Source organism: Sanguibacteroides sp. AM78-02pH3A (assembly GCF_027666085.1).
Lineage (GTDB): Bacteria > Bacteroidota > Bacteroidia > Bacteroidales > Marinifilaceae > Gabonibacter > Gabonibacter massiliensis.
The window spans coordinates 86440-105138 of the sequence record NZ_JAQEHX010000010.1; the positions used below are offsets into that span (position 1 = coordinate 86440).

17 protein-coding genes and 1 rRNA gene are annotated in these 18699 nt (G+C 42.6%); 6 read left to right on the forward strand and 12 right to left on the reverse strand.

The window, feature by feature from the left end; translation table 11 throughout:
• Window positions 1-6 precede the first annotated feature (6 nt).
• Complete coding sequence (locus PGR74_RS12545; protein WP_041504618.1) at window positions 7-2139, reverse strand: Tex family protein; 2133 nt, start codon at window positions 2137-2139, stop codon at window positions 7-9.
• A gap of 81 nt (window positions 2140-2220) precedes the next feature.
• Here PGR74_RS12545 and PGR74_RS12550 point away from each other — a divergent pair, with 81 nt between their 5' ends.
• The 4 genes from PGR74_RS12550 (at window position 2221) to PGR74_RS12565 (ending at window position 4768) form a co-directional block, all read left to right on the forward strand.
• On the forward strand, window positions 2221-2877 hold the full coding sequence (locus PGR74_RS12550; RefSeq protein WP_041504590.1) for an ABC transporter ATP-binding protein: 657 nt from the start codon (window positions 2221-2223) through the stop codon (window positions 2875-2877).
• Between the two features lie 118 nt (window positions 2878-2995).
• Window positions 2996-3598, forward strand: coding sequence for an FKBP-type peptidyl-prolyl cis-trans isomerase (locus PGR74_RS12555; protein ID WP_041504591.1), 603 nt, complete (start codon window positions 2996-2998; stop codon window positions 3596-3598).
• A gap of 17 nt (window positions 3599-3615) precedes the next feature.
• Entirely contained in the window at window positions 3616-4320 is a 705-nt protein-coding gene (locus PGR74_RS12560) for an FKBP-type peptidyl-prolyl cis-trans isomerase (RefSeq protein WP_041504592.1), read from the forward strand.
• A 70-nt stretch (window positions 4321-4390) separates the two neighbouring features.
• On the forward strand, window positions 4391-4768 hold the full coding sequence (locus PGR74_RS12565) for a DUF3127 domain-containing protein (RefSeq protein WP_041504619.1): 378 nt from the start codon (window positions 4391-4393) through the stop codon (window positions 4766-4768).
• Window positions 4769-4911: 143 nt separating this feature from the next.
• Here the strand turns inward: PGR74_RS12565 and menA are convergent, their stop codons facing one another.
• From menA to mazG, 5 genes are all read right to left on the reverse strand, one after another.
• Window positions 4912-5817 (reverse strand): 1,4-dihydroxy-2-naphthoate octaprenyltransferase, encoded by a 906-nt coding sequence (menA, locus tag PGR74_RS12570; RefSeq protein WP_041504593.1) that lies wholly within the window; start codon window positions 5815-5817, stop codon window positions 4912-4914.
• Between the two features lie 25 nt (window positions 5818-5842).
• On the reverse strand, window positions 5843-6685 hold the full coding sequence (locus PGR74_RS12575; RefSeq protein WP_041504594.1) for a CvfB family protein: 843 nt from the start codon (window positions 6683-6685) through the stop codon (window positions 5843-5845).
• A 159-nt stretch (window positions 6686-6844) separates the two neighbouring features.
• Complete coding sequence (locus PGR74_RS12580; protein ID WP_041504595.1) at window positions 6845-10075, reverse strand: FAD-dependent oxidoreductase; 3231 nt, start codon at window positions 10073-10075, stop codon at window positions 6845-6847.
• A gap of 163 nt (window positions 10076-10238) precedes the next feature.
• Entirely contained in the window at window positions 10239-10595 is a 357-nt protein-coding gene (locus tag PGR74_RS12585; protein ID WP_235375116.1) for a hypothetical protein, read from the reverse strand.
• A gap of 16 nt (window positions 10596-10611) precedes the next feature.
• Complete coding sequence (mazG, locus tag PGR74_RS12590) at window positions 10612-11409, reverse strand: nucleoside triphosphate pyrophosphohydrolase (protein ID WP_041504596.1); 798 nt, start codon at window positions 11407-11409, stop codon at window positions 10612-10614.
• A 159-nt stretch (window positions 11410-11568) separates the two neighbouring features.
• Between mazG and PGR74_RS12595 the strand changes: the two genes are divergently transcribed.
• On the forward strand, window positions 11569-12513 hold the full coding sequence (locus PGR74_RS12595) for a PhoH family protein (RefSeq protein WP_041504597.1): 945 nt from the start codon (window positions 11569-11571) through the stop codon (window positions 12511-12513).
• Between the two features lie 21 nt (window positions 12514-12534).
• Complete coding sequence (locus PGR74_RS12600; RefSeq protein ID WP_041504598.1) at window positions 12535-13485, forward strand: phosphoribosylaminoimidazolesuccinocarboxamide synthase; 951 nt, start codon at window positions 12535-12537, stop codon at window positions 13483-13485.
• A 223-nt stretch (window positions 13486-13708) separates the two neighbouring features.
• On the opposite strand, the gene PGR74_RS12605 is transcribed toward PGR74_RS12600, so the two are convergent.
• From PGR74_RS12605 to rrf, 6 genes are all read right to left on the reverse strand, one after another.
• Window positions 13709-14176, reverse strand: coding sequence for a low molecular weight protein-tyrosine-phosphatase (locus tag PGR74_RS12605; RefSeq protein ID WP_041504599.1), 468 nt, complete (start codon window positions 14174-14176; stop codon window positions 13709-13711).
• Between the two features lie 130 nt (window positions 14177-14306).
• Window positions 14307-15257 carry a signal recognition particle-docking protein FtsY gene (gene ftsY, locus PGR74_RS12610; protein ID WP_041504600.1) on the reverse strand — a complete coding sequence of 317 codons (951 nt, stop codon included), beginning with the start codon at window positions 15255-15257 and terminating at the stop codon, window positions 14307-14309.
• A 63-nt stretch (window positions 15258-15320) separates the two neighbouring features.
• Window positions 15321-16232 carry a glycosyltransferase family 2 protein gene (locus PGR74_RS12615; protein WP_200889864.1) on the reverse strand — a complete coding sequence of 304 codons (912 nt, stop codon included), beginning with the start codon at window positions 16230-16232 and terminating at the stop codon, window positions 15321-15323.
• Between the two features lies 1 nt (window position 16233).
• Window positions 16234-17670 (reverse strand): glycosyltransferase family 39 protein, encoded by a 1437-nt coding sequence (locus PGR74_RS12620; protein WP_041504601.1) that lies wholly within the window; start codon window positions 17668-17670, stop codon window positions 16234-16236.
• A gap of 3 nt (window positions 17671-17673) precedes the next feature.
• Window positions 17674-18177, reverse strand: a complete 504-nt coding sequence (locus PGR74_RS12625; RefSeq protein WP_041504602.1) for a hypothetical protein — start codon at window positions 18175-18177, stop codon at window positions 17674-17676.
• A gap of 295 nt (window positions 18178-18472) precedes the next feature.
• Window positions 18473-18583, reverse strand: a 5S ribosomal RNA gene (gene rrf, locus PGR74_RS12630).
• Window positions 18584-18699: the final 116 nt, after the last annotated feature.

Below are 18699 nucleotides of genomic sequence, written 5' to 3' on the forward strand. Positions count from 1 at the left end.
TATAATTTATGCCTGTTTTATGGAAAGCCCGATCCGTTTTCTGACTTTATCCACCTGAATTACTTTGACGCTCACATGTTGATGCAAGGAGAGGATCTCCGTGGGATTCGAGATAAATTGATCGGCAATCTCCGAAATATGGACCAGACCGTCCTGTTTTACACCGATATCCACAAAAGCTCCGAAATTAGTCAGGTTAGTCACGATACCCGGTACGACCATTCCTTCCTGAAGATCATCGATGGAATGAATCCGCTCGTCAAAACTAAACACCTTTGCCACAGACCGGGGATCCCGTCCCGGTTTTTTCAACTCCTCGATAATATCTTTTAGGGTAGGCAAACCGATCCGTTCGTCCACGTAGCGATTCAAATCGATTTTACCGCATACCTCCTCATTTCCGATCAAAGACTTCAGGGGAAGTCCCAAATCTTTTGCCATCCGTTCTACCACAGCATAGGATTCGGGATGGACAGAAGAGTTATCCAACGGATATTCCGCATCGGCTATACGCAGAAATCCGGCACATTGCTCGAATGCCTTCTCCCCCATTCGTTTCACCTTCCTTATCTCTTTGCGGCTTCTGAACGGACCGTTCTCTTTTATGTATTCTATGATATTTTCCGCCAAAGCAGGTCCCAAACCGGAGACATGTGTCAAAAGGTACTTACTGGCCGTATTCACATTTACACCTACCCGATTTACGCAAGACTCCACCACCCGGTCTAAACTCTCCTTCAACTTCACCTGGTCGACATCATGCTGATATTGTCCCACGCCTATCGACTTCGGATCTATCTTTACCAATTCAGCCAAAGGATCCATCAACCTACGCCCGATCGACACGGCTCCGCGAACGGTTACATCATACTGGGGAAACTCGTCCCGGGCTATTTTAGAGGCCGAATAGACGGATGCCCCGCTTTCACTCACCACGAAGACCTGAATCTTACGGTCATAACGCAGATTTTGTATAAAACGCTCCGTTTCCCGTCCTGCCGTACCGTTCCCTATAGCGATAGCCTCTATTTTATAAGCACTCACCAATTGAGTGACCTTATTAGCCGCCTGTCGTACTTCGTTTTGAGGCGGATGCGGATAGATGGTTTCGTTATGCACGAGGTTTCCCGTCCCGTCCAAGCAAACCACCTTACAACCGGTACGGAATCCCGGATCAATACCCAATACCCGCTTGCTGCCCAACGGGGGAGCTAATAACAATTGGCGCAAATTTTCGGCAAAAACGTTAATAGCCTCTTCATCGGCTTTTTGCTTGCCTGCCACGCTGTATTCAGATTCTATGGAAGAGACGAGTAAGCGTTTATAACCATCCCGTACGGCCTCCCTCACCTGCTCCGCACTCTCGTTACCGGCTCTTACGAATTGCTTTTCCAAGGCCTCTACGGCTTCTTGGTCGGGCACACCTATGCTTACCTTCAAAATACCCTCGCTTTCTCCCCTCCGGATAGCCAACATCCGGTGAGACGGACAACGACGTAAACTCTCCGTATAATCGAAATAATCCTTATATTTTTCTCCCCCCTCCTCTTTTCCTTTTATCACTTTAGAGGTAATCGTCGCTTCCCGGTCAAAAAAACGCCGGGTCGTATTCCGAGCCCGCTCACTTTCACTGACCCATTCGGCTATAATATCCCTCGCCCCCTGCAACGCCTCCTCCTCATTCGCCACCTCTCCTTTCACGAAACGGGTAGCTTTCGTCCATACCTCTCCCCCCTCCTGTTTCATCAACATGACGGCCAAAGGCTCCAGACCTTTAGCTTTTGCTTTGGAAGCCCTGGTTTGTTTTTTAGGTTTATAAGGAAGATAAATATCTTCCAATTCCCGAAGTTCCCGGCAACTCTCAATCGTCTTCCTCAGTTCAGATGTCAGCTTTTCCTGCTGTTCGATACTATCGAGCACCGTCTTTTTACGCTTCTCCAATTCTTTAAACTGCCCGTAAATCTCCTGTACTTTTCCGACCCCCACTTCATCCATACTTCCGGTCATCTCTTTCCGGTAACGGGAAATAAACGGAATCGTCGCTCCTTCATCCAGCAGATTCAACAAATTTTTCACGTATTGACTGCCGAAGCCACTCTTTTCCGCTACAAACACAACAGGATCTATATAATATTCCATAAATTCATATTTTAATCCGCTAATATACGGCTTCTCCACATTTATCACTATCTTTAAACCGAAAAAATAGCGAATCATCGTATGATTGAAATCAAAAATATAACTAAAAACTACGGAGAGTTAGAAGTATTAAAAGGTATCGACCTGACGATTAAGGAGAAAGAAATTGTCACTATCGTGGGAGCCAGCGGAGCAGGAAAAAGCACGTTATTACACATTCTCGGTACGTTAGATACGCCGGATCGGGGGGAACTCTATTACGACGGCATTAACGTGGCGAAACTCTCTTCCAACAAACTTTCCATCTTCCGCAACCAAAACATAGGTTTCGTGTTCCAATTTCATCATCTGCTACCTGAATTTACAGCCCTGGAAAACGTGTGTATACCGGCATGGATCAAGGGAGAAGGAAAAAAAGAAACGGAAAAACAAGCACTGAAACTCTTAACACTTTTAGGGCTGTCCGACAGAATCCATCATAAACCTAATCAGCTTTCCGGAGGCGAGCAACAACGGGTTTCCGTGGCCAGAGCCCTGATCAACCGCCCCAAAGTGGTATTGGCAGACGAACCCTCCGGTAACCTGGACACCCAAACCAAAAACGAATTGCACCAGCTCTTTTTCTCTTTACGGGAAAAATTAGGACAGACATTCGTGATCGTCACCCACGATTCGGAATTGGCAGCCATGTCGGATCGACAAATAAAATTACGCGACGGGAGAATCACTTCGGATTAAATCTTTCCGTTTATTTCACATACTGCAAAAAATGGCTCAAACCTGTTTGTGATTTCACGCATTGTTTTTACATTTGTCAATTAGAAAATAAAATATTTATTCATTAATCAACCTTTAAATGAAGTATACTGAAGAGTTAGACAAAGTGAGTTATTGTTTCGGACTAAGTATCGCAAGTAACCTCCTTTCATCCGGTGTTAATCAAATAAATACGGAAGCGTTTGTAGATGCTTTACGTACTGTATACGCTGGCCAGATGCCTGAAATCACCCCGGAAGAAGCCAATCAGATTTTACAGACTTATTTTGAAAAATTACAGAACGAAAGAGGAAATGCGGCAAAAGAAGCCGGAGCTTCCTTTCTGAAAGAGAATAAAACAAAAGAGGACGTCATTACCCTGAATAGCGGCCTGCAATATAAAGTGATCTCCACCGGAAACGGAGCAATCCCCAAAGCGGGAGACACGGTTAGATGCCACTATGAAGGACGTTTGATCAACGGTACCGTATTTGATTCCTCTTACCGCCGCGGAGAACCGGCAGAGTTTCCCGTAAACGGGGTAATCCCCGGTTGGGTGGAAGCTTTACAATTGATGCCCGTGGGTTCCAAATGGCAACTATTTATCCCGTCAGAACTGGCTTACGGGGCACACGGAGCAGGACAAGCCATCGGTCCCAACGAGACTTTGATTTTTGATATAGAATTACTGGATATCGTATAATTTTAATTAATAAAACTATGAATACTAAGAATTTGATCTTAATGTTATCTGTTGTTGTTCTCGGTTTTACCAGCTGTTGTAACAACGCGACAAAAACTACCGCTACTCTAAAAACAGAAGCTGACACGGCATGTTATTATATCGGTTACATGAACGGTACCATGTTAACCAGAAACGGTTTGGACAAACCAAACGTAGAGGCTATTATTGCCGGTATGAATACCGCTTTACAGAAGAAAAAAGCTCCGGCAGATTTAATGGAAATGCAACAATTCCTCGGTAACTACATTCAAAAAGTTATGACTGCAAAAGCTGAAGAGACTTTGAAAAAAGGAGAAGCTTTCCTGACTGAAAACGCCAAAAAAGAGGGTGTAAAAACAACCGAAAGCGGCTTGCAATACAAGATCGAAAAAGAGGGTACAGGTGCGATTCCGTCCGACACAAGCATCGTGAAAGTTCACTATAAAGGAACCTTTATTAACGGAGAAGAATTCGATTCTTCATACAAACACAACAAACCCGCGGAGTTCCCGGTAAACGGAGTCATTCGCGGATGGACTGAAGCATTGAAGATGATGCCCGTAGGTTCCAAATGGACGCTTTACCTCCCTTCCAAATTGGCTTACGGCCCGAGAGGAACGAACGGCGGCCCCATCGGTCCGAATGAAGCATTGGTCTTCGAGGTTGAATTACTCGAGATCGTTTCCCCTGCCGCAAAGTAAATAATTTATCACGCTGTATGAAAATAAGTAACAAGCCCAAATGAATTGGGCTTGTTTTAATTATAAAGATATGAACTACGAAGTTATTGGAAAATTAATTTATAAAGAAGATACCCAAAAGATTAGCGATCGTTTCCAAAAACGGGAATTTGTCATTGAGGTGGAAAACGAGAAAAATTCCCAATGGAACGATTTCGTGAAAATCCAATTGATACAGGATAGATGTGATCTGCTTGAAAACATACACCTGAACGAAGACATCAAAGTCTATTTCAATCTGAGAGGAAGAAAATGGGAAAACAACGGACAAATCTCCTATTTCACCAATCTCGAAGGGTGGAGAATCGAAAAAATCCAGGCAGAGCCGCAAATGGCCGGTACCCCCGCTCCCCAATACCGGGTGGAAGATATCCCTCCTATGCCGGAGGCCGACGATCTACCCTTTTAATTGTAGATTGTAGATTTTAAATTATAAATAAACTGACGGGAAATCCCGTCAGTTTATTTTTTAAATTACAGAATATCGAAATCTTAATTCCAATCACAGAATCATTATATCACTCAATCACAGAATTTTTTAATCTACAATTGTCAATTGTACATCATTTGTCCTATCACAACCAATAACGTCAAAAGCAACGTACTTAAAGAAAGAAATCTTAATTGAGGATCGAGGGCTCTCCCTTTTCCATAATACACCTTCGCCAAATGAATTCCGAACAGGGGTAAAGTTAATGTAAAAAGATACCCGAACCAGCCGTTAGAATGCAAAATAGTATACAGCCCCATACAAACGAGAGCCATTACGATCATGATAAAATGGTATATTTTTGCTCCTCTTATTCCCAACATGACGGGAATCGTTCGTTTTCCGCAAGTTTCGTCATTTTCCATATCCCGGATGTTATTCATATTCAATACCCCGGTGGAGAGAAGCCCGATCGAGACTGCCGGAAAAAGGGCAATCCACGGCAAACGGCCCGCCATGGCAAAATAACTACCCAAAACACTTACTATCCCGAAAAAGATAAAAACGAACAAATCACCCAGGCCACGGTAACCGTACGCATGATCCCCCACCGTATATTTCACGGCAGCCACAATAGAGGCTCCCCCGGCAACGAACAAAATAATACTTTTCAGATCCAACAGATCCCCAAAAGCATCGTATACCAACAAACTTCCGGTAACGACCCCCATACCTCCGAAAAACGACATGGCCCGGATCATCTCCCGTTTACTCAACGCTCCGCTCTGTGCGCTTCGGATAGGCCCTAACCGTCTTTCGTTATCGGTTCCCTTCTCCAGGTCGCCTACCTCGTTAGCCAAATTGGAGAGTATTTGTAACGCCATTGTCGTCACGATCGCCCACGCAAAAGCCCACGGCTTAAAATAACCGTCACTCGCGGCCAACATAGCTCCCAATAAAACCCCTGATACGGATAAAGGCAATGTTCTTAATCGAAGACTTGTAATATAGGCTTTACTCTTAGACATTTTCTCCTCCGTATTCAAAGACCTATCATCGAATTAATTTCAATTCATGTTCTCCGATCTCCACCCGGCGTTGCTTAAACAATCCGCCTACTGCCTTTTTGTAGTTTTTCTTACTGCAACCGAACAAACGATAAATATCTTCCGGCGCACTCTTATCGGAGACGACTAAAACCCCGCCGTTCTCTTCCAACTTGGTCAAGATCAATTGAGACAACCGATCCACTTGCTGGTGACCGTCATTCTTTTGCAGGATACAATCGATTTTCCCGTCTCCCCGCAAATTCTTTATATATCCCGTAACCCGTTCACCCACCGTCAAAGGTTGAAAAATTTCGTTCCGATAGATCACGGCCTCGTGTTCGCCGTTTACGACGACACTATATCCCAAATCGGTCCGCCGGGCAATCAAAAGCTCTACCTCCTCTCCTTCCTTGTAATCCGCCGGCTCTTGATTTAAAAACTTATGCCATTTCGAAGAGGCCACGATGCGGTCGGTCACCTGATCTACGTAAACATAAACCAAATACTCCCTCCCCACAATCATATTTTCTCGTTGTTCCCGAAACGGCACCAATAAATCTTTACGCAATCCCCAATCTAAAAAAGCACCTACCTTACTCGTTCCTACTACCTTCAACAAAGCAAAATCACCCACGATAGCTTTGGGTTTATTCATGGTTGCGATAATCCGGTCCTCCGAATCGAAATAGATAAAAACTTCCAACTCATCCCCCTCTCTGACCTCTTTAGGAGCATTCTCACCCCGCGGCAACAAAATCTCGCCCCAATACTCCCCTCCATCCAAGTACAACCCGAAATCGACCTCTTTAACGACCTTCAATATATTATACTCTCCTAACTTTATCATCTCTTGTTATTTATTTGGGCACAAAGATAGGAATTAATTATAAATTGTAGATTTTAGATTGTAAATTAAAAATTCAGCACCCGATTTACAATCTAAAATCAATAATAGTCAATCGCTTAATGCCCCCATCGACAATCACTGAATCACTGAATCACTGAATCACTTAAATGCCCTCTCCGCTAATCCCGGTCCGTTTAGTTTGAGCTTATCGAAATACTCCGGAACAGGGCGGCCCATCAATTTATCCACGTACATCTTGGCGATATATTGCGACAACATAAACCCGTGCCCGCGCATGCCGACAAACAACCCCAACTCGGGATCGACGATATAACGGGGTTCCGTGTAATAACCAGACCAGGTAGCCTGAATCCCGACCCCGGCCAAATCAGGAATCCAATCCACAAAAAATTCCCCGATAATCTCCAAAAATTCTTTCGTATTCAACATCAAGTCCTTATCCGTTCGCAAAGCATCCACCCGCGGAGAAGCACAACCGATAATCTGTCCCGTATAAGCAATCTGTTGACCGTAGACGGCCGAGAAACCTTTGTACTCTTGTCGATCGATCAGCATATCCAAACTATTCCCGTTTTTTCCTAACATCGGTAATCGACGGGTTATAAAAGCTTGATGCCGTACGGGATAAAGTCCCGCCTGAATACCCAAGCTCTCACAAATCTTTCCGGCCCCGGCTCCCAAGGCATTTACGAAATTCTCGGTCCGGAATTCCACGTATTTTTTATCGTGAGTCAATACCAAGACAGAATAGGTAGAACCTTCGCGAGCCACCTCGATCACCTTACAATCTTCTATGACCCGGCCTCCGGCAGCTATCCCAATATTGCGTATCAACTCAACCACCTTCCCCGGGGTCGCTTGCCAACAATTATTCGTGATCAAAGCTCCTATATAACGTTTGGATTTCGTGCTAAATGCCGGAGAAATCTCTTTTTTGAAATCTTTCGGATCGACCATATAAGCATCGGACCATGCCTTACTGGCTTCCAATGCGTTATAAGTAGCTTCATCGTGAGCAAGATTCACGTAACAAGTAGCCTTATAATCGATATTGGATATTCTTTGCAGATCCTTAAATAACTGATGATTACGTTCAGCGATTTCTGCTAATTCCGGTAAAGAGAATGCCGTACGCCCCCCCCCGATGTTTCGCCAGGAAGATCCCCGATCCGCATTTACCAGAACAGGATTCATTCCCGCTTCCGCCATATAACGGAACAAAGCACTTCCGGCGATACCTCCTCCCGCTATCAATGCCCCTACTTCAACTTTTTTAAAACCTTCCCGATTGGCCACCAAATAAACATCCCCGGCTTTAGAAGGATAGATTTCACCTAAAGTCAACGGATTGGATAACGGTGCCCGCGGTGTGGCATCCCCGACAATTTCAATTCCTTTGGCCCTTAATGCCGTCCTCAAGCGCGGGATACAGCGTTTTCCCCGACAAGGTCCCATGGCCAGATGGGTAGAATGCTTTATCTCGTCGATAGAGATAAAAGTACGATCGCCGACTATCTGCAAAACGTCGTCCAAAGTCACATCGTCACAATGACAAATAAAAGTAGCCTCTTTCTTATCCTTCAACAAAGGCTCCATCTTCAAATTCTCGGGGTAACGATTCTTTACGACGAAGCCTCGAACTTTTACCAAATCTTCCCCGTGAATATCCAATGATCTTACCCTGACTATATTGGTTTTATTCGGTTTATGCAACACTTTCTCGATGATTCCCGATCCTAACTTTTCCCCGTAATTGTTAACTAAATATACCTCTTCCTTTTCCGCCACCTCATATTCGATAGGTAAGAAAAGGGTATCCTTACGCATATCATACCCGAATATGGCTAATCCGGGACATTGATACACACATTCCATACAACCGATACATTTGTCATAATCGACATAAGGAACTGTAAAAGTAGCATCTTTTGTTATCGCTCCGTGAGGACAAGCAAAAGAACACGGATTGCATGCAAAACCATACAAACAATCCATCTGCACGAATCCTCTTTGCTTCATTCTCGTAAGATCCGGCAAACGTGGTTCCTCCAATACTCGTACCGGATGCTGCTGCGAATCGATATACTCTTTGGATAACACCAAATAATCATCGTAATTGACCCGGACGCCCAAATCGATCATGATTTCTACCGCTGCCTGTTTACCGCGAAGCACGGCACTCGTTCCCTCCCCAATTCTTACCGCATCCCCGGCAGCATAACAATTAGCGCCGAATACAGCTTTACCCTTTGTCAATAATTGATTATCCGGTATCAATCCGGTACAGATATTAATGACATCTATTCCGTCCAATATCTTTTCCGTACCCGGCACCGGTTTGAAATTTTCACATTCGGCGATGACAGCTCCGGTGACACCGGTATAATCGGCATTGGGAATAGCTTTTAATAACATATGAGACGTCATGATGGGAATCGCCAACCGACGTACCCGATTCGCCTGCACGGGAAACCCGCCCTCCTTCGGCATAGCTTCTATGATGGCTTTCACGTGGGCTCCTGCCTGCATCAGTTGGTAGGAGGTAAGATAACCGATATTCCCGGCTCCCACGGTCAACACGTTTTTTCCTAACAACGTAAATTCATTGTTCATCATTTTCTGAACCACGGCTGCCGTATAAACACCCGGCAAATCGTCATTCTCAAAAGCAGGCATAAAAGGAACGGCACCCGTGGCCACAACTAAATAATCCGCATCGACAAAGAAAACCGTGTCTGTCTCTAAATTTTTCACAGCTACCCGTTTCCCTTCCAAAATATCCCACACGGTAGAGTTCAGGTAAATGCCATCCATATTCTCTCCGGCCAGAGTCTTCGCGATATCGAATCCCCGCATCCCTCCAAACCGTTTCTCCTTTTCGAAAAAGAAAAATTGATGCGTTTGCATATTAAACTGTCCGCCGATCTTGTCATTATTATCGATAACGATATTATCAACTCCCCGTTTTTCAAACTCCTCTCTAACAGCTAAGCCAGCTGGCCCGGCACCGACAATCACTACCGTCGTACGTAATATTTTCCGGGATATCTCGGGAGCTGTCTCCTTTATTTTAGCCATCTCTCCGGAGGCAATCTCCCGTACCTCTTTCACCCCATCTACCTTCGTCACGCAAATCCGTTTTACTTTTCCGTCTACCAACATCTCACAAGCACCGCATTTTCCAATGCCGCAGGCCAACGAACGTTTACGCCCATCCAAACTATGACTATGTACCGGATAACCGGCTTGATGAAGAGCTGCCGCAATCGTTCCTCCACACTCCCCCTCTATTTTTTTCCCGTTAAAAGTAAAAATTACTTTATCACGTTTGGGAACATCTAAAATCGGATGATGATTAATTTTTGACATAAGATATAGGTTTTAGTAGGTTATTTTTCATTATTTCCTTGGCAATGTATTCTATTACAAACAAAAAAAAGCTGACTTTCGTCAACTTTTTAAAATACGCGCTAAATTTCTTCCGCCTGTTTTATAAAAAACTTATCCCCTCTATATCCAAATATAAAGATCCTCACGTTACTTTCTCAAAACTGAAATTTCCTTCCACTCCCTGAGCATCGACACTTACTCCCATAATGGTGACATCATCAACCAGCACCCCGAACCAACTGTCCAATTCGTAATAAATTTCATGTTCCGAATGAATAATATCTACCTCCACCGCATCCAACTTCACCTTATGTTCCTCGATACGCCCTTTTAAAAATTCTTGCAGCATATAAGGTTCTTCTTCCTTCGGTTTATCCGTAAATATGATCCGGCCCGAGAGTTCACTTCCTTCCTGTTTCAAAAACAACTCCCCTTCCGTAATGCCGTAACCGTAATTTTCCCTATATTTCCATTTACCCGTTAAATCTATCATAACCATACGATCTGGACTTTTTTTATTTATCTGTTTTCTCCCGTCTCTTGGCTTCATTCCAATACCCATCCATCTCCTCCAAAGACATATCGGCAAGTTTTACTCCCGCTTCGTTTGCCTTACTCTCCACGTAAGAAAAACGACGAATAAACTTCCGATTCGTCTTCTCCAATGCATCTTCCGGATTAATACCGTATAAACGGGCGGCGTTGACCAAGGCAAACATAAAATCACCGAATTCCTCTTCCATTTTTTCCGTATCTTCCCGTTGCATCTCCGCCTGTAACTCATCCAGCTCTTCTCTTACTTTTTTCCATACATCTTGCTTTTGTTTCCAATCGAATCCAACTCCCCTTACCTTATCCTGCACCCGAAAAGCCTTAATCATTGCCGGAAGAGCAGACGGGACTCCTTCCAATACCTTATGGTGCCGACCTTTTTCCTTCAATTTCAACTGCTCCCAATTCCGCAACACATCATCCTCATTCTCCACCTGTACCTCCCCGTATATATGAGGATGCCGGTAACGCAATTTCTCACAAATCTCTACCAACACATCCTCTATATCAAATTGCTGTTGCTCCTCACCGATACGAGCATAAAAAACAATGTGCATGATCAGATCTCCCAACTCCTTCTTTATCTCCTGCATATCCTTTTTCAGAATTGCATCCCCCAATTCATACACCTCTTCCACCGTCAAATTTCGTAAACTTTCCAACGTCTGTTTTTTATCCCAGGGACACTTCACCCGTAGGGTTGCGATGATATCCAATAAATCGGCAAAAGCCTCTTTTCTCTTTTCAATATCTTGACTCATTGCAATTTAAAATTATTAATAACGGTATCGTCAAAACCTCGAAATTTTCTCGGACAAGGCCGTGAATCCTCAATGGATAAACCCTATTTTTATTTTCAATTCTCGATTGTTTTAACTACTTTGCACCTGCAAAAATAAGTTATTTATTTTAATTTCACGATGGAGAGAAGAATAAGTATCGGAAACATTGATCCCATTGACTTTTACGGCATTAATAACGCAAAATTCATTACACTCAAGGAGTTTTTCCCAAAATTAAAAATCACAGCCAGAGGTGACGAAATCATCGTTCAAGGAGAAGAAAAAGATATCGAAATCTTAAACGCTAAGGTAAACGCCTTACTGGAACACTATAACAAATACAATATGCTGACGGTCGCCAACCTGAAACGGATCATCCTGGAAGACGACGTTATTGAAGATCCGGAAGATCCGGCATCTATAATCGTTTTCGGAAACGGGGGAAAAATTATCAGGGCAAGAACAGTCAATCAACGCAAATTAGTAGACCTCTCCAAAACCAACGACCTGCTCTTTGCTACCGGACCCGCTGGATCAGGGAAAACATACACAGCTATAGCCTTAGCCGTAAAGGCATTACGCAATAAAGAAATAAAACGGATTATACTCAGCCGACCGGCTGTTGAAGCAGGAGAAAGTTTAGGATTTTTGCCGGGAGATATGAAAGAAAAAGTAGATCCCTATCTACAACCCTTGTACGACGCTTTGTCCGATATGATCCCGGCTCGGAAGCTAACCGAATATTTAGAATCCGAAGTCATTCAAATCGCACCTTTGGCCTACATGCGCGGACGCACTTTAAACGATGCCTTTGTTATTTTGGACGAGGCTCAGAATACGACCCGCAATCAATTGAAAATGTTCCTTACGCGAATGGGAATCAGTGCTAAATTTGTCATCACGGGAGACATGAGCCAAATCGATCTTCCGAAACAAAACGATTCTGGTCTGATTCATGCTTTCAAGATACTAAAGGACATCAAGGGCATCGCCTTTGTAGAATTCGACACGAACGATATCGTTCGCCACCGTCTCGTAAAAGAGATCGTGAAAGCTTACAACAATGAAAAAAAATCCATATAACAGATCATTAAAGCGAATAACATGGAAGCGATTGTAAAAACAAATTTCAAATTTCCGAAACAAAAAAATCTATATGTCGGAAAAGTTCGGGATGTGTACAACATCAATGACGAATACCTGGTCATGCTCGTCTCCGACAGAATTTCTGCTTTTGACGTGGTCCTGCCCAAAGGGATTCCTTGCAAAGGACAAGTATTGAACCAGATTGCGGCGAAATTTCTTGATGCCACTTCCGACATTGTTCCCAACTGGAAAATCGCCACTCCGGACCCGATGGTAACAATCGGCCACATGTGCGAACCGTTCAAGGTGGAGATGGTTATCCGCGGTTACCTGGCAGGCAGTGCATGGAGAGAATACAAAGCGGGGAACAGAACGCTTTGCGGGATAAAACTCCCCGAAGGAATGGTTGAAAACCAGAAATTCCCCTCCCCCATTATCACGCCGACGACCAAAGCCATGGAAGGCCATGATGAAAACATATCCAAAGAAGAGATCATCTCCAGCGGTTTGGTCAGCAAAGAAGACTACGAAATGCTCGAAAAATACACGTATGCACTTTTTCAAAGAGGCTCGGAAATGGCGGCTAAAATGGGACTTATCCTCGTGGATACGAAATACGAGTTCGGAAAGAAAAACGGACAGATCTTCTTAATAGATGAAATCCACACACCGGATTCCTCCCGTTATTTCTATGCTGACGGATATGAAGAAAGATTAGCAAAAGGAGAAAAACAACGCCAGCTTTCCAAAGAATTCGTTCGCGAATGGCTGATGGCAAACGGCTTCCAAGGAAAAGAGGGGCAACAAGTACCTGAAATGACTCCAGCGGTGGTGAAAAACATTACCGACCGGTATATCGAACTTTATGAAAATATAACGGGAACCGAATTCATTAAGGCCGAAAATACAAACATACTGGAACGTATCGAGAAAAACGTGAACGAGTACCTCGATAAACTGTCGAAATAAAAAATATTCAAATAATACAAACCCCGAAAGTCAGATATCGAAACTTTCGGGGTTTAATTCTTTTTGCTTCATGATTTACGATTGAATAGTGCTCTTACCCTCTTTCAAGCGTCAACTCTTCTTCAATCACTGAATCTTCCAATCACCAAATCCTATAATCATTATATCTCAGCATCTTTTAATTTACCATTTTAAAATAGCATATGGTACCCGTTTCAATGGGTTATTTCAATGCATCGAGCAATCCTTCAACCCCGTCTTCCAAAAGGTCCAACACCAACTCGAAACCGGCCTCCCCACCATAATAAGGATCCGGTATTGCCGTTCGACAGGAAAAATGCCGACAGAAATCAGTCATTTTATGTATTTTCCCCAACTCCTCCTCCGTATCGGCCAAAGCCCGTAAATCCCGGATATTTTGATCGTCCATACCGATGATCATATCAAATTCTTTAAAATCGGCCGGAGGATAAAATTTACGGGAACGACTGGTCAACTCGTAACCTCTGTTTTCAGCATGCTGTCGCATCCGCTCATCTGCCGGTTCTCCGGAATGCCATCCGCTCAATCCGGCGGAGTCGATAAAAAATCGATCCTCCCATCCTCTCTCTTTCACATAATACTTCATTACCGCCTCCGCACTCGGAGAACGACAGATATTACCCAAACAAACAAAAAGAATCTTTTTCAATTGAAATGCAAGAATTTAAGTAGACAATAGTAAATTAAAATTCAGAAATCAGCAGATATGAATTCAATCTCTCAATCACAAAATCATTGAATCACGGTATTCCTTACAACTTACAATTAAATCATTCGGCTTAACTAAACAGAGAATCGACAAACTCTTCCCGGTTAAACACTTGCAGATCTTCCATTTTTTCTCCTATACCGATATATTTCACCGGTATCTTAAATTGATCCGAAATACCGATCACGACCCCCCCTTTAGCTGTTCCATCCAATTTGGTTATGGCTAATGCATTTACTTCTGTCGCTAACGTAAATTGTTTTGCCTGCTCGTAAGCATTTTGTCCGGTGGAGCCATCCAGCACTAATAAAATCTCATGAGGAGCATTCGGTATTACCTTCTGCATTACCTTTTTAATCTTTGTCAACTCGTTCATCAAGTTGACTTTATTGTGTAAACGTCCTGCCGTATCGATTATGACCACATCCGCATGATCGGCTTTCGCCTTGCTCAACGTATCGTAAGCAACAGACGCCGGATCTGCTCCCATAGCCTGTTTTACAATAGGTACTCCGACCCGCTCGGCCCAGATGACCAACTGATCAACGGCAGCAGCTCTAAAGGTGTCGGCAGCACCCAATACCACGGATTTTCCGGCTTCTTTGAACTTATTGGCGAGCTTACCTATCGTGGTTGTCTTTCCGACCCCGTTCACTCCAACAACCATTATCACGTAAGGTTCGTCTCCCGGCGGTAAATCGAATGAATTATAATCCGATACGTTATTCTCCTTCAAGAGATCCACGATCTCTTCTTTCAAGATCCGATTCAACTCTTCTACACCGACGTATTTATCTCGTTCGACCCGATCTTCTATCCTGCGAATAATTCTGACAGTAGTCTCCACTCCTACATCCGAAGTAATCAAAACCTCTTCCAAATTATCGAGAACTTCATCGTCTACTTTCGATTTTCCGACTATTGCCCGAGAAAGCTTTTTAAAAACGCTCTCTTTTGTCTTCTCTAAACCTTTATCAAGGCTCTCTTTTTTCTTTTTATTAAATAAACCGAATAATGCCATTTCCTAAATCTTGTTTCAAACCACGAATATATAAAATTAAAACCTATTCCTTACGCTCATCGATCATTTCTTCAATATCTGCTCAAAAAAGGCCTGATCTTTATAAGCCAACGCATCCAAAATCAAACCGCAGGTATAAGTCAAAGTTGCAATAACAAACAATGACCCGGCCAATATAGCCGAAGGGACCTTATATATATATTGGTAATCTATATACTCCATGATTACCGGGATACCGAAAATAAAAGACAGTATCATACAAAATAAGGCGATAACGGTAAAGAAACGTAAAGGTTTATAATGCCGATACATATTGAAAATACACATGATAACCCGAAAACCGTCAGAAAAAGTATTCAGTTTGGAAAAACTCCCTTCCGGTCTCTCAGAAAAGTCTATCGGTACCTCTACGATTCTGAAATATTTACTCAAGGCAAATATGGTCATTTCCGTTTCCAACTGGAACCCTTCGCTAATTACAGGAAAAGTCTTCACGAAATTCCGACTGAAAACCCGGTATCCTGTCATAATGTCTTTCAAATCCGTACGAAAAAAGTAGTTAATAAAAAACTTAACCAAATTATTACCGAAACCATGGAAAGACCTCTTGTTTTCTTTAAAATAAGTACCGTTGCTCAAACGATCTCCGATCGCAATATCTGCCTCTCCCTTTTCAACGGGTTCCAACAGCGACTTAACCGCCTTGGCCGGATAAGTATCGTCCCCATCCACCATAATATAGATATCGGCATCGATATCCCGAAACATGCTTCTTACGACATTCCCCTTTCCCTGCCGACGCTCTTTACGTACGATAGCTCCCGCCGATAAAGCCTCTTCCACGGTATTGTCCGTAGAATTGTTATCATATACATACACCTCTAAATCAGGCACCTCTCTTTTAAAATCATCCACTACTTTACGAATCGTCAATCCTTCATTATAACAAGGAATAAGCAAACAGGTTTTCATCATATTACTTTTTTTGAGGATACTCCATATACAACATGTTCGAGAAATTTTGTACCACTTTCGAAGTGGCAAAATAGAAGAGAAGTAAAGGCAAGAAATTAAAAAGTCCTCGCTTATAGCCATAACTGATATAACCTTCAAAGATATCAAGAGAAGGTACATCGATCTGATAATAGACCCACAAATAAATACACCATGCCGCAACGATCAACGACAAGGTTATTCCATTGAAAAACAACCACTCCCGTTTATACATCAGGTAAATCAGATTCAACACGAAAGCCGTGATCCCCAAATAAATAACCCAACCGTATAATTGAGAAGAAAAACTGATCTCTTCAACGATACGCATCATAAAGTCGAACTTACCTTTCAACTCTATAATTCCCAGCTTAAAAGGTTGTTGCAAATCAGAGGCTTTCAGAACGTATTTCAGATAGATTTCCCATGTTCCGTAAGCGACACAAGAAGGTATACCAAACCATAAACACCTCTTTACATTTTCCCGGGAAAACAACGACCGCTCCCGACATTCCCGTATCAGTCGATAAGCCAAAGCAAAACAACAGGGAATAAAGAATACAACCCCTTCCGTTCGTCCCCAGACACCCAAGGTCAAGGTAATAATACTGAGGGCAAAATAACGCTCTCCTTTATGATTAAACCAACAAATAAAACCGATCACTCCGATCAAAGTATAAATAGTTTGCGGCATATTCGTCATTAAGAAGGTCGATTGTGCCGCAAATTCAGGTGTTGCCAACAAAATCAATACCATCAACATCGATGATAACGGATTCACATAACGACGTAATAAACCATAAAAAGAAAAGGCAATCGAGACATAATACAAGATGGGAATAATCTTTACCGACATTTCCCCGCAAATATATGCGTAGGCAAAACTTAAAGGAAAAAGAGGAGGATAAATACTACGGTAAGAAACCAAACGATGGGCCGGATCGAAAAGAGAATTATGGAGCGTTCCCTCGTGGGCAATCGCCCGGGCTAAAAAATCATACCCGGCAATCGTATCGTAATGAATAGCAGGCCAGTATAAAGCCTTTACCGTTACCAGATAAATCAAATAGATCAATACTCCCGACAAAAATAAAACTCCGGCATTTTGTTTGTGTAAAAGTCTACTGATCTCTCCCTTACGGACGTACCGTTTTATAGGTGCAAAAATATCCTGATCTTTTTTGAAATAATACAAAAGAAAATATAAAAACGCCACCAATAAAAAAGTACCAGACAAAACAGTCCCGCGTATCAAAGAGATCCCCAAAACATCCATAAGAAACATCCATACCGTCACACATCCCATACCGATAGGAAAACCGAAACCTAATGTTTCCGATAACGACCATTCCCGGCTGATCAATCTCAAAACAATCATCCCTATCAAGTACACCGATACGATTGAAAATAAAGCTATCATAAATTATCTTTTTATGGGTATAACCGAAAAAGCAGGAGCGGTAGCCAAATCGACGCTATCTTTTACATATTCGTACCCATGTTTGTCGATAACGGCAATATGAGTCACTTCTGCCGGACACCCTTTCAAACTATCGGCATATATAATCTTACGAGGATATACAAAATAAGACGCCCATATTCTATTTCTCAAAGAAGCACTATTGGAGGGCTTATCTTTAAAAAGCTTAACATGCAAGAGCGTATCCTTCGGAGGAAACAGAATAACCGCATCCGGCGGAGTATTGGTCTTTAGAAAATGTAAATAATTAAAATTCGCTCCATGTTTAATCTCGTTCTTCTGCTCTGTACTCATCCGGGGGTAGCGTTTTATCATCTCCAGATTTCCCTCCAGCATAGAAAAAACCCAATTATACCCGCCGTTATCGCGAATCGCAGTCTGTACGACAAAAACCATCAAAAACAAAGCCGCTATATTTTTAACTATAAAAGAAGTCGTATTATTCATTATATCGTCCTATTTTTGACAAAAATATTAAAAAAAATTGACAATTGAGAATTATAGATTAACGATTGGAGACAAAATGATAAGAGATTGAGAGATTAAAGGATTGACGATTGTAAATTTTAGATTGTAGATTGTAAATTAAAAACGGGATTCAATTTACAATCTAAAATTAAAAAAAGGACGATCGCGGGACTAAATTCGAATCAGCCAATCACTCGATCACCAAATCATTTAATCACTTAATCATTTTAATTTACAATAAAAAAAGCCACGATCTCTCGTGGCTTCTCCCTAAATTCGGCATCGACCTACTCTCCCACCTCGCGGCAGTACCATCGGCGCTAACGGGCTTAACTTCTCTGTTCGGCATGGGAAGAGGTGGATCACCGTCGCTGTAGATACCTTTTAATACCTTTAAAAAAATTCAACGTCTTCAACGTCAAACCTTAAGCTAGTTGAATGGAGAGGGACATCGAACGTGGAAATGAAACAACCGACAGAGTTTATCGGGTTATTAGTACC

What these genes read in the sequence shown, in the direction of transcription:
- PGR74_RS12545 (WP_041504618.1), bottom strand. Translation starts at nt 2,139, where the DNA reads ATGGAATATTATATAGATCCTGTTGTGTTTGTAGCGGAAAAGAGTGGC.
- PGR74_RS12550 (WP_041504590.1), top strand. Translation starts at nt 2,221, where the DNA reads ATGATTGAAATCAAAAATATAACTAAAAACTACGGAGAGTTAGAAGTA.
- PGR74_RS12555 (WP_041504591.1), top strand. Translation starts at nt 2,996, where the DNA reads ATGAAGTATACTGAAGAGTTAGACAAAGTGAGTTATTGTTTCGGACTA.
- PGR74_RS12560 (WP_041504592.1), top strand. Translation starts at nt 3,616, where the DNA reads ATGAATACTAAGAATTTGATCTTAATGTTATCTGTTGTTGTTCTCGGT.
- PGR74_RS12565 (WP_041504619.1), top strand. Translation starts at nt 4,391, where the DNA reads ATGAACTACGAAGTTATTGGAAAATTAATTTATAAAGAAGATACCCAA.
- menA (WP_041504593.1), bottom strand. Translation starts at nt 5,817, where the DNA reads ATGTCTAAGAGTAAAGCCTATATTACAAGTCTTCGATTAAGAACATTG.
- PGR74_RS12575 (WP_041504594.1), bottom strand. Translation starts at nt 6,685, where the DNA reads ATGATAAAGTTAGGAGAGTATAATATATTGAAGGTCGTTAAAGAGGTC.
- PGR74_RS12580 (WP_041504595.1), bottom strand. Translation starts at nt 10,075, where the DNA reads ATGTCAAAAATTAATCATCATCCGATTTTAGATGTTCCCAAACGTGAT.
- PGR74_RS12585 (WP_235375116.1), bottom strand. Translation starts at nt 10,595, where the DNA reads ATGGTTATGATAGATTTAACGGGTAAATGGAAATATAGGGAAAATTAC.
- mazG (WP_041504596.1), bottom strand. Translation starts at nt 11,409, where the DNA reads ATGAGTCAAGATATTGAAAAGAGAAAAGAGGCTTTTGCCGATTTATTG.
- PGR74_RS12595 (WP_041504597.1), top strand. Translation starts at nt 11,569, where the DNA reads ATGGAGAGAAGAATAAGTATCGGAAACATTGATCCCATTGACTTTTAC.
- PGR74_RS12600 (WP_041504598.1), top strand. Translation starts at nt 12,535, where the DNA reads ATGGAAGCGATTGTAAAAACAAATTTCAAATTTCCGAAACAAAAAAAT.
- ftsY (WP_041504600.1), bottom strand. Translation starts at nt 15,257, where the DNA reads ATGGCATTATTCGGTTTATTTAATAAAAAGAAAAAAGAGAGCCTTGAT.
- PGR74_RS12615 (WP_200889864.1), bottom strand. Translation starts at nt 16,232, where the DNA reads ATGATGAAAACCTGTTTGCTTATTCCTTGTTATAATGAAGGATTGACG.
- PGR74_RS12620 (WP_041504601.1), bottom strand. Translation starts at nt 17,670, where the DNA reads ATGATAGCTTTATTTTCAATCGTATCGGTGTACTTGATAGGGATGATT.
- PGR74_RS12625 (WP_041504602.1), bottom strand. Translation starts at nt 18,177, where the DNA reads ATGAATAATACGACTTCTTTTATAGTTAAAAATATAGCGGCTTTGTTT.